The sequence below is a fragment of the Streptosporangium fragile genome, assembly GCF_039534445.1.
Taxonomy (GTDB): domain Bacteria; phylum Actinomycetota; class Actinomycetes; order Streptosporangiales; family Streptosporangiaceae; genus Streptosporangium; species Streptosporangium fragile.
Window position 1 is genome coordinate 78738 of the sequence record NZ_BAAAVI010000033.1, and the last position, 10088, is coordinate 88825.

General features: G+C 70.9%; 9 protein-coding genes. 3 read left to right on the forward strand and 6 right to left on the reverse strand.

The window, feature by feature from the left end; translation table 11 throughout:
* A partial coding sequence (locus tag ABD841_RS22350) for a hypothetical protein (RefSeq protein ID WP_344975006.1) occupies positions 1-408 on the forward strand: 408 nt, incomplete at its 5' end.
* Positions 409-761: 353 nt separating this feature from the next.
* On the opposite strand, the gene ABD841_RS22355 is transcribed toward ABD841_RS22350, so the two are convergent.
* Positions 762-2021, reverse strand: a complete 1260-nt coding sequence (locus ABD841_RS22355) for a nucleotide sugar dehydrogenase (RefSeq protein ID WP_344975009.1) — start codon at positions 2019-2021, stop codon at positions 762-764.
* A gap of 639 nt (positions 2022-2660) precedes the next feature.
* Here ABD841_RS22355 and ABD841_RS22360 point away from each other — a divergent pair.
* The gene (locus ABD841_RS22360) at positions 2661-4748 is read left to right on the forward strand and encodes a DUF4082 domain-containing protein (protein ID WP_344975012.1); all 2088 of its coding nucleotides are present in this window, start codon (positions 2661-2663) and stop codon (positions 4746-4748) included.
* A gap of 52 nt (positions 4749-4800) precedes the next feature.
* On the opposite strand, the gene ABD841_RS22365 is transcribed toward ABD841_RS22360, so the two are convergent.
* Positions 4801-5868, reverse strand: a complete 1068-nt coding sequence (locus tag ABD841_RS22365) for a glucose-1-phosphate thymidylyltransferase (protein WP_344975015.1) — start codon at positions 5866-5868, stop codon at positions 4801-4803.
* A gap of 174 nt (positions 5869-6042) precedes the next feature.
* Positions 6043-6498, reverse strand: coding sequence for a GtrA family protein (locus ABD841_RS22370; protein WP_344975018.1), 456 nt, complete (start codon positions 6496-6498; stop codon positions 6043-6045).
* Between the two features lie 85 nt (positions 6499-6583).
* Between ABD841_RS22370 and ABD841_RS22375 the strand changes: the two genes are divergently transcribed.
* A complete protein-coding gene (locus tag ABD841_RS22375) occupies positions 6584-7615 on the forward strand; it encodes a glycosyltransferase family 2 protein (RefSeq protein ID WP_344975020.1) in 1032 nt (343 codons plus the stop codon).
* Here ABD841_RS22375 and ABD841_RS22380 read toward each other — a convergent pair.
* The 3 genes from ABD841_RS22380 to ABD841_RS22390 form a co-directional block, all read right to left on the reverse strand.
* Positions 7539-8354 carry a GNAT family N-acetyltransferase gene (locus ABD841_RS22380; protein WP_344975023.1) on the reverse strand — a complete coding sequence of 272 codons (816 nt, stop codon included), beginning with the start codon at positions 8352-8354 and terminating at the stop codon, positions 7539-7541. The two genes, ABD841_RS22375 and ABD841_RS22380, sit on opposite strands and share 77 nt — an antisense overlap.
* Entirely contained in the window at positions 8354-9508 is a 1155-nt protein-coding gene (gene rffA, locus ABD841_RS22385; RefSeq protein ID WP_344975025.1) for a dTDP-4-amino-4,6-dideoxygalactose transaminase, read from the reverse strand. The genes ABD841_RS22380 and rffA overlap by 1 nt, the downstream gene beginning before the upstream one ends.
* Before the next feature lie 83 nt (positions 9509-9591).
* Positions 9592-10088, reverse strand: a 497-nt coding sequence (locus ABD841_RS22390; RefSeq protein WP_344975028.1) for a hypothetical protein, incomplete at its 5' end; no start/stop codon positions are given.

The window sequence follows — 10088 nt, forward strand, 5'->3', positions numbered from 1 at the left end:
ATCCAACCGGCCAAACCCGCGACACCCATCAGGCCCGTCGCGCCGGTCAAGCCCGCGGCACCGGCCAAACCCGTCCAGCCCGCCAAGCCTGCGGCACCGATCAGGCCCGTCGCGCCGGTCAAGCCCGCTGTGCCGGTCAAGCCCGTCGCGCCGGCCGTCCCCGTCAGACCGCCCGTGTTCGACGGGCCGATCCGGCCCGTCGCCCTGCCCTGTCTCGACGCCCCCGCCGTTCAGCCGGCGGGTCTTTTCGCCTCCATCGGGTACGCCCGCCCCATGAGCGCGGTGATCCTGGGCCCCGTGAGCCACTTCGGTCTCATGAGCTCGCAGAGCTGCGAATACTTCACCGGCTGCACGAGTCCCGTCAGTTCCATCACCCTGATGGACACTGTCAACCCGTTCATCGGATGAGGCTCGGGCCCCAGGTTCCGTGAACTGGGACCGCCGGCCTCCGTGCCCCGCGCGCCCCGTGCGGGGCACGGAGCCACGACCCCGGTGACCGCCACCACGGCGGACGGCCACATGACGACGGTGCCGCTTCCCGCAGGACCTTCTCGATCGTCCGGATCGAGAGCGGTCCCGGGAAACGGCACCGTCGGGCATGGTGGAGAACATCTGCGACGCGGTGTCCGCGGGCGGGTCTCCCGGGCCCGCGGACGGAACCGCCCGCCCGTTATGCCGGGCGGCCGCAGGTGCCGGACCCGGCGGTGCCGGGCGGGCGGCCGGGCCGGGCGAGCGGCCGGCCGCCGTCTCGCATCATGAGGTCAGAGCCTCTCGACGTTGGGCCCGCGGCAGCGGTTACGGGTGTCGAAGACGAAGGCGCTGGTCTCCTGGATGAGCTCGTAGTCGAAGACGTCGTGGTCGGTGAGGACCACGACCGCGTCCGCCGCGGCCAGTTCCTTCGCCGTCGGCTCGACGATCGCGATGCCCTCCGGCAGCATCAGGCCGTCCACGTGCGGGTCGGCGGCGCACACGTCCGCGCCCAGCTTGTACAGCGCCCTGACCACCTCGATCGCGGGCGACTCCCGGCAGTCGCCGGCGTTCTTCTTGTACGCGAGGCCGAGGGCGAGTACCCGGCTGCCCTTGACCGGCTTGCGCTGCCGGTTCAGCGCGAGGGTCAGCCGGTGCACGACGTGGTCCGGCATGTGGTCGTTGATGTCGTTGGCCAGCTCCACGAACTGGAAGTTGTGCCCCAGGCTGCGCTTGACCCGCCACGACAGGTAGGAGGGGTCGATGGGCAGGCAGTGCCCGCCGACCCCGGGCCCCGGGGTGAAGCGCATGTAGCCGAACGGCTTGGTGGAGGCGGCGTCGATGGCCTCCCAGACGTCGATCCCGAGCTGCTGCGCGAAGATCGAGAGCTCGTTCACCAGCGCGATGTTGACGTGCCTGAAGGTGTTCTCCAGGAGCTTGCACAGCTCGGCCACCTGCAGCGAGGAGACCGGGACGACCTCCTGCACGATCTGGCCGTAGAACGCGCGGACCCGCTCCAGGGACGCCTCGTCGATCCCGGAGACGACCTTCGGGGTGTTCTCCAGCCGCCAGCGCGCGTTGCCCGGGTCGATGCGCTCGGGGCTGTAGCCCAGGTGGAAGTCCTCACACGCCCGCAGCCCGGAGCCGTCCTCCAGCAGAGGCATCAGGTACTCCTCCGTGGTGCCGGGGTAGGTGGTGGACTCCAGGATCACCGTGGCGCCCCGGCGCAGCAGCGGGGCGACGGACTCGCCCGCGGAGCCGATGTGGCTCAGGTCCGGCACCCCCTCGCGCAGGGGCGTCGGCACGGTTATCACGCAGACGTCGAACCCCGCGGCGTCGGCGTAGTCGGCGCTCGCCAGGTAGCGGCCGGAGCGGTGGGCGACCGCCAGCATCTCGTCGCCGATGTCCTCGACGTAGGACTCGGCGGCGTTGAGCCGCTTGATCCGCCACTGGTCGACGTCGATCCCCACGACGTCGAAGCCCGCCGTGACCGCCCGCATCGCGAGAGGCAGGCCGACGTACCCCTGGCCTACCACGACCAGTTTCTCTCCCATATCAGGACCCCCGTCGCTTTCAGAGGAGAATACGAGCCGACTGTAAGAGCCCGGGGTCGGCGCATCGCAGTTCCGGCCGCTGTCCGGGCGTGTCGCATTCCACGCGGCCAAGAAAAGCACCGAAAATAACGCGAAGCGACCGCGGGCGGCAGCCCTCACCCCACAGAACACGCCAAATCACTAGAAATCAACAGATATCTCTTTTTATTGGCTTATGGGGGGCGACGAGGGAGGCTTGCGCGCGTACGCACGGGAGGGCCGTCCCGGGCGCCCGACCGGCAGGCAACCGCCCGGACAGCACGGACACCAATTTAATGCCGAAAAGTAAGTGATGATTGGAAGTATCGGCGAGTAAATTCTCTGCCACTCGCATATCAAGAGACCTCTTTCTTGATCGCGCATACACCCGCGCGCACCTCCCTTCGCGGCACAGTCGTCAACGGGTGACGTGACGCCGCCGAACGGCGTGACGATATTCCGGCGATCTCTCTCGCCGCCCATCTCCAACCGCCTCTCGTGATTGACATGGCAGGTCGCAGAGGCTCGCGAAGATCTCAGGGTTCATCCACGACGGAAACAACGGCGGCGGATCCTTCCGGACGCCTGGACAAGCACGAGAAAAGTAAGGAGTTGTGTCGCATGTACAGATCTGTTCGCGACGCGCTCGCCGGGACGGCCGGCACGGCCGCGCCCACGATCGGCGCCGGGCGGTCCCGGAGCCTTCCGCACTCCCGGCCGCGACGCGCCGGCCGCGCCTGGCTCAGGGCCGCCATGACCGCCGTCATGGCGATGAGCGTGGTCACCGGCACGGCGGGCGGAGCGAGCGCGGCCGACCCGGTGGACCTCGGCGACGCCGTGTCGTTCGCGGTGCTGGCCGGGACCTCGGTCACCAACGTGAACTCCACCGCGGTCACCGGCGACCTCGGGGTGAGCCCGGGGTCCACGGTGACCGGCTTCCCGCCCGGCGTGGTCACGGGAGGAAGCATCCACGCGGGCAACGCCACCGCGGCCGCGGCCAAGGCCGACGCGGTCGCCGCCTACGACGACGCCGCCGGGCGCACGCCCGACGCCACCGTGTCCCCCTCGCTGGGCGGCACGACCAAGGGGCCGGGCGTCTACGCCTCCACCACCGGCAGCTTCACGATCAGCGGGACCCTCAGCCTCGACGCGCAGGGCGACCCGGACGCCGTCTTCATCTTCCAGGCCTCCAGCCTGACCGTGGCGAACGTCGGCAACATCAGCCTCCTGCGCGGCGCCCAGGCCGACAACGTCTTCTGGCAGATCTCCGGATCCGCGACACTGGGCACGTACTGCACCTTCCGCGGCACCCTCCTCGCGGACGGCTCCGTCGCGGTGGGCTTCGGCGCCACCGTCAGCGGACGTGTCTTCGCGCTCGACGACACGGTCTCCATCCAGGGCACCAACAGCATCCCGGCCACCCGCCTCCACCTGCCGGACGACCCGCCGACCACCACGGCCCTGACCTCCTCGGTCACCTCCGCCTGGAGGGGCGACCCGGTCACCCTGACGGCCACGGTGCAGCCGGTCAGCGGCTCGCTCGTGCCCGCCGGCGAGGTCCTCTTCAAGGAGGGCTCCACCGTCCTGGGCTCGGCCTACCACGACGCCACGGGACCGGCCCGGATCACGCTCGACGACCTGGGCCCCGGGGCGCACCAGATCGTCGCCGTCTACCTGGGGGGCGACACCTTCGACCACGAGGCCGTGATCCATTTCGCGCCGAGCACGTCACCCCCCGTCACGGTGACCATATCCGACAGCCTGTGGGACAGGCAGGGCACGCCCGCCGTCGCGTCCCAGCCCGACAACCAGCCGGTCACCGTCGGCGTGCGGTTCAGGGCGACCGAGAGCGGGACCGTGAACGGGATCCGGTTCTACAAGGGGTCGCAGAACACCGGCACCCACACCGGGAGCCTGTGGACGGCCGGCGGGCAGCTCCTGGCCAACGCGGTCTTCACCGACGAGACCGCCACCGGCTGGCAGCAGGTCACCTTCCCGACACCGGTGGCGATCAGCGCCAACACCGTCTACGTGGCCTCGTACCACACCACGTCCGGCTACTACTCGACGACCCGCCCCTACTTCACCACGAACCGGACCAACGGCCCGCTCACCGCTCCCGGCAGCGGCAACGGCGTCTACGCGTACGGGGCGGCGAACGCCTTCCCGAACAGCAACTTCCAGGCGACGAACTACTGGGTCGACGTCGTGTTCACCCCGACGAACAGCCTGTGGAACGAGACGGCGGTGCCCGCCACCGTGACGCAGCCCGACAACCAGGCGATCACGGTCGGCGTCAAGTTCAGGCCGACCGTGAACGGGAAGGTGAGCGGGATCCGCTTCTACAAGGGGCCGCAGAACACCGGCACCCACACCGGGAGCCTGTGGGCGAGCAACGGCCAGCTCCTGGCCAGCGCCGTCTTCACCGGCGAGACCGCCACCGGCTGGCAGCAGGTCAACTTCCCGGCCCCCATCGACGTCACCGCCAACACCACCTACGTGGCCTCGTACCACACCACGTCCGGCTACTACTCGGTGACCCGCCCCTACTTCGACACGCAGTACACCAGCCCCGACGGCTCCCTCGTCGCCCTCGCCGACGGCGCCTCGGGCCCCAACGGCGTCTACCGGTACAACGCGAACAACATCTTCCCGTCGCTCGGCTTCCAGGCGACGAACTACTGGGTCGACCCGGTCTTCCACGAGTGATCCGGTGCCCCCGTGACCGGCGCCTCCGCGGAGGCGCCGGTCACGGGGGTTCTCACGCGCGCACCTGGATCCGGCTGTGGTCGCCCACCATCAGCTCGTGGGTGTTCGACACGCCGGTCGCGCGGCTGACCTCGACGTTGCGCCCGATCAGGGAGTGCGCGACGCGCGAGACGCCCTGGACGGAGGAGCCGTCCAGCACGATGGAGTACTCGATCTCGGCGCTGTCCACCAGGCAGCCGGAGCCGATCGAGGTGAAGGGGCCGACGTAGGAGGAGAGGATCTTGGTGTTCGCCCCGACCACGATCGGCCCGCGGAGGACGGAGTTCTCCACCACCGCGCCCGGCTCGACGACGACCCGCCCGGTGATCTCGCTCAGGTCGTCCACCGTCCCCCTGACGTCGGGCTCGACCCGTTCGAGGACGATGCGGTTGCACTCCAGCATGTCCTGGAGCCGTCCGGTGTCCTTCCAGTAGCCACTGACGAAGTGCGAGTGGACGCGGGAACCGTTCTCGATCATCCACGCGATGGCGTCGGTGATCTCCAGTTCGCCGCGCGCGGACGGGCTGATCGCCCGGACCGCCTCGTGGACGGCCGGGGAGAAGATGTAGACCCCGACGATCGCGAGGTCGCTGCGCGGGTGCTCCGGCTTCTCCTGTAGCCCGAGGATCTCGCCGCCCGGCCCGAGCTCGGCCACCCCGTAGAACTGCGGCTCGGCGACCCTGGTCAGCAGGATCTGCGCGTCGTAGTCGGCCCGCCCGAAGGCGTCCACCAGGTCGGTGATCCCGCCCACCAGGAAGTTGTCGCCCAGGTACATCACGAACGGTTCGTCGCCGAGGAACTCCCGGGCGATCAGCACGCAGTGGGCCAGGCCGAGCGGCGCCTCCTGGCGGATGTAGGTGACGTCGAGGCCGAACCGCGAGCCGTCGCCGACGGCCTCGCGGACCTCGTCGGCCGTGTCGCCGACGACCATGCCGACGCTGGTGATCCCCGCGTCACGGATCGCCTCCAGCCCGTAGAAGAGCACGGGCTTGTTGGCGACGGGAACCAGCTGTTTCGCCGAGGTGTGGGTCAGCGGACGCAGTCTCGTCCCCTTTCCCCCGGTCAGAACGAGTGCCTTCACGCTTTTTCTGATCCTTCCGCGAGGAACGCGTGGCCGCGACGGCCAGCCGTCGCCGAGTTTATGCGGGGCTCCGGCCGGAGATCGCCCGCCGCCCGGCCCGCTTGGCGAAGAGCGGGCGGCGCGTTTCCCTTATCGGGGGTTCCCCGGGTCGTTCCGGGGATTCCGGCGACCCTTTCAGGCGGCGCTCCGGTCGCGGAACGTCCACGCCCGGTTGATCGCGTAACTCAGCGGAGGGCTCGCGAGGATTATCAGCCCCTGTGCCACCATCACCGGAATTCCGGCGAATTCCACCAGAAGCGGGAGTCCGGCGAGCGAGGCGCCGAGGAAGCTCAGGCCGACCACGTAGAAGCGCAGGTAGCCGGTCACCCACGACTCCCCGGAGACGCGGAAGACCACCAGCCGGTACCACGGGTAGACGATCACCACGGTGATCAAATGGCAGACCACGACCGGGAAAAGATAGGGAACCGAATTCCCGGTGACCGCCAATCCCAGGCCAAGGAGGCAGTAATAGACGACGGCCGTCATGGCGCCCGCCATCAGGTATGTGATGCGCTGTCCGCCAAGGACCGAGATCAAAGCACGACGCCTGGAATATGAATCCCTGCCGCGCTTGACTCGGCTTTCCACTTCAACCATGTTACGGTCACTCCGAATCGTGATCACGAGGCGGGTGGAATGGGGGCATTCGCCCGCAGAAATGATCGGGGGATTTATGTCGGTGTCGGTGGTCGTTCCGTGTTACCGCTCCGCGCGCACCCTTCCGGCGCTGGTGGCCAGGCTGATGCCCGTGCTGCGCGAGGCGTCCGCCCGCCACGAGGTGATCCTCGTGGTCGACGGCAGCCCGGACGACACGTGGGAGACGGCCGCCGACCTCGCCCGGCGGTTCGACGCCGTGCGCGCGATCCGCCTGTCCCGCAACTACGGCCAGCACAACGCGCTGGCCGCCGGCATCAGGGAGGCGCGGTCGGAGGTGGTCGTCACGATGGACGACGACCTGCAGCACCCGCCGGAGCAGATCCCCCTGCTCCTGGCCGCCCTGGAGGGCGACCGCCTGGACCTGGTGTACGGGATCCCGCACGAGGAGGAGCACGGCTTCCTCCGCAGCCTCGCGTCCCGCTCGGTGAAGGCGGGCATGGCCGGCGCGCTGGGCATCCGCGGCGCCCGCGCGATCAGCGCCTTCCGCGCCTTCCGGACGCGGCTGCGCGACGGGTTCGAGGAGCTGTCGGGGCCGCACGTCTCGATCGACGTGGCCCTGTCGTGGGCCACCTCCCGGGTGGGGTCGGTCGGGGTGCACATGGACGAGCGCAGCAGCGGGCGGTCGAACTACACCCCGCGCCTGCTGGTCCGGCACACGGTGAACATGCTCGTCGGCTACAGCACGGCCCCGCTGCGCGCGGCCAGCTACCTCGGGTTCGCGGCCGGCGTGGTCGGGCTGCTGCTGGGCGCCGTGGTCCTGTGGCGCTTCGCCACGGGCGACACCACGGTGGCCGGGTTCACCACCGTGGCCTCGATGGTCGCGCTCTTCTCCTCGGCCCAGCTGATGTCCATCGGCATCCTCGGCGAGTACGTCGGCCGCATCCACGGCAACAACATGGGCCGGCCGGCCTACGTCGTGTGCGAGCGCACCGGGTCGCCGGGCGACGCCGCCTCCCGTGGCCACGGCGACCCTAGCGTTCCCGGTAGGGCGGGAGCGGGCCATGGCCGTGCTCGCGCAGGAGCGGGCTCCGCACCAGATGAACGGTGAGCAGCGCCTGCACCGGCTCGAACCCGTATCTGGCCCAGGCCCGCTGCACGCGCACGTTGTGCCCCTGCGTGGAGATGACGACCTCCGCCGCGCCGCGGGCCAGCGCGCGCTCCTCCACCGCCCTCAGCAGATGGGCGTAGAGACCGCGCCCCTGCAGTCCGGCGACCACTCCGGCGAGCAGGATCTCCGTGCGCGGGTCCTCGTCCTCGAGGGTGGCCAGCCCGGCCAGGCGGGACTCCTGCCCCGCCGCCCGGTGCTCCAGCACCAGGCAGGCGCCCTCGGCGGCCGAGCGCAGGGCCCATTCCTGGTAGCCCGCCAGCGCCGCCGCCGGGTCGAAGAGCGGGTTGGCCAGGTAGTGGTTGCCGTACGCGGAGAAGGTGGCGGCGACCAGTTCCCGCACCGCCGCGGGGGCGGCCGACCCGGTCACCGTCAGGCCGGGTGAGGGCTCGGGCGCGCGTCCCGCTCCGGCGCGCAGGCGCCAGTACACGAGCGAGTCGGCGAACACGGCGGTCCGGCCGGGCCCGGTCAGCCCGGCGAACCAGCCGACGTGCTCGGCCGGGTAGCGGAGCACGACGACGTCCGCGGCCGAGTCGAGGACCGCGGCGCGGACCTCGGCGAGCGGCACCGGCGATCCGGCCGGGACGGTGAGGCGCTCCACGGTCCTGCCGAACCTGGCGGACTCCAGCGGCGAGGCGACAGCCCGGACGGCCCGCGTCTCCATCACGTCGTTCCAGGACATCAGCTCACCTCGTAGGCCAGGACGGCCTCGATCACGCGCGCCACGCCGGCCTCGTCCAGGTCGGCGAAGAGCGGCAGCCGGACGAGACGGTCGGCGACCTCCTCGGTGACCGGGCAGCCGCCCGGCGCCACCCGCCCCAGCCGCACGCCCGCGGGCGCGGAGTGCAGCGGCTGGTAGTGGAAGGCCGCCTGCACGCCCCGGGCGGCGAGGTGGCGGATGAACGCCTGCCGGTTGCCCAGATCGGGCAGGAGCAGGTAGTACAGGTGGGCCGGGTGCTCGCAGCCGTCGGGGACCGTCGGCCGCGCGACGCCGTTGCGCGCGGCCCAGTCCGCCAGGCCCTCGTGGTAGGCGCGCCAGGCGGCGTGGCGCCGCAGCTGGATGGCGTCGAAGTCCTCCAGCTGGGAGGTCAGCTGCGCGGCGAGCACGTCGGACGGCAGGTAGCTGGAGCCGATGTCGACCCACCGGTACTTGTCCACCTGCCCCCGGAAGAACCGGCCCCGGTCGGTGCCCTTCTCCCGGATGATCTCGGCGCGGGCGCCGAGGTCGGCGTCGTTCAGCAGCAGCGCGCCGCCCTCCCCGCACTGCACGTTCTTCGTCTCGTGGAAGCTCTGCGCGGCCATCCGGCCGAACGACCCGAGCGGCCGTCCCCGGTAGGAGCCGCCCAGGCCGTGCGCGTTGTCCTCGACGAGCGCGAGGCCGTACCGGTCGCAGATCTCGGTGATCGCGTCCATCTCGCAGGCGACGCCCGCGTAGTGGACGACCACGACGGCCCGGGTGCGGTCGGTGACGGCGGCCTCCAGGAGCCGCTCGTCCAGGTTCAGGGTGTCGGGCCTGCAGTCGGCGAAGACGGGGACCGCGCCGCGCAGGGCGTAGGCGTTGGCCGTCGACATGAAGGTGAACGACGGCACGATGACCTCGTCGCCGGGCCGCAGGTCGAGCAGGATCCCCGACATCTCCAGCGCGTGGGTGCACGAGGTGGTCAGCAGCACGTGGCGGGCCCCGGTGATGTCCCGCAGCAGCCCGGCGGCCCGCGCGGTGAACGGGCCGTCCCCGCTGGTGGAGCCCTGGCGTACCGCCTGCGCGAGATAGTCCAGCTCGTTGCCGGAGACGTGCGTCCGGTTGAAGGGAATGGTCGTCAGATCGGTGACAGTCACCGCCGCAGTGAACAGCGAAAGGGACGGCGGGCGCGTACCGCGCCGCCGCCCCTTGGCGAACCATTGCGCAAACCTTACGACCCTTACGTCACGTCCGCCCCGTCGTGGAGCCGGTAGACGGCGTAGCCGCCGGCGCGGAACCGGAGCTCCGCGACGTCCGCGAGACGCGGGCTCACCTCACCACGGCGCTCGTCGGCGAAGAGCCAGCGCACGCCGTAGCGGTCCCGCAGCCGCCCGGCCGCCTCCGCCGAGGGCTCGTGGAACACCGCGTCGTTCGCCCGGAGCAGCTCGGCGTCCCAGAACGGCAGCCGCTCGGTGAGCAGTCCCGGGCGCCATCGGCTCATGTTCGCCGCGGTGTACGTCCAGCCCTCGACCAGCACGCGCCGCTCGGACAGCGCGGTCACCCAGAGATGGCGGCTGTCGCACGGGTCCTCCCGGCCCCAGCGGCAGTGCGCGTTCGTGGCGACCAGGTCGTCCGGGTCCGAGTGGGCGCGCAGCCAGCGACCGGCGGCCAGGGCCCCGTCCGGGATCGCCGGCGCGGGTGCCGCCGCGGGTGCCGCCGCGCCGGCTCCGGCCCGCG

What these genes read in the sequence shown, in the direction of transcription:
- ABD841_RS22355 (WP_344975009.1), bottom strand. Translation starts at nt 2,021, where the DNA reads ATGGGAGAGAAACTGGTCGTGGTAGGCCAGGGGTACGTCGGCCTGCCT.
- ABD841_RS22360 (WP_344975012.1), top strand. Translation starts at nt 2,661, where the DNA reads ATGTACAGATCTGTTCGCGACGCGCTCGCCGGGACGGCCGGCACGGCC.
- ABD841_RS22375 (WP_344975020.1), top strand. Translation starts at nt 6,584, where the DNA reads ATGTCGGTGTCGGTGGTCGTTCCGTGTTACCGCTCCGCGCGCACCCTT.
- ABD841_RS22380 (WP_344975023.1), bottom strand. Translation starts at nt 8,354, where the DNA reads ATGTCCTGGAACGACGTGATGGAGACGCGGGCCGTCCGGGCTGTCGCC.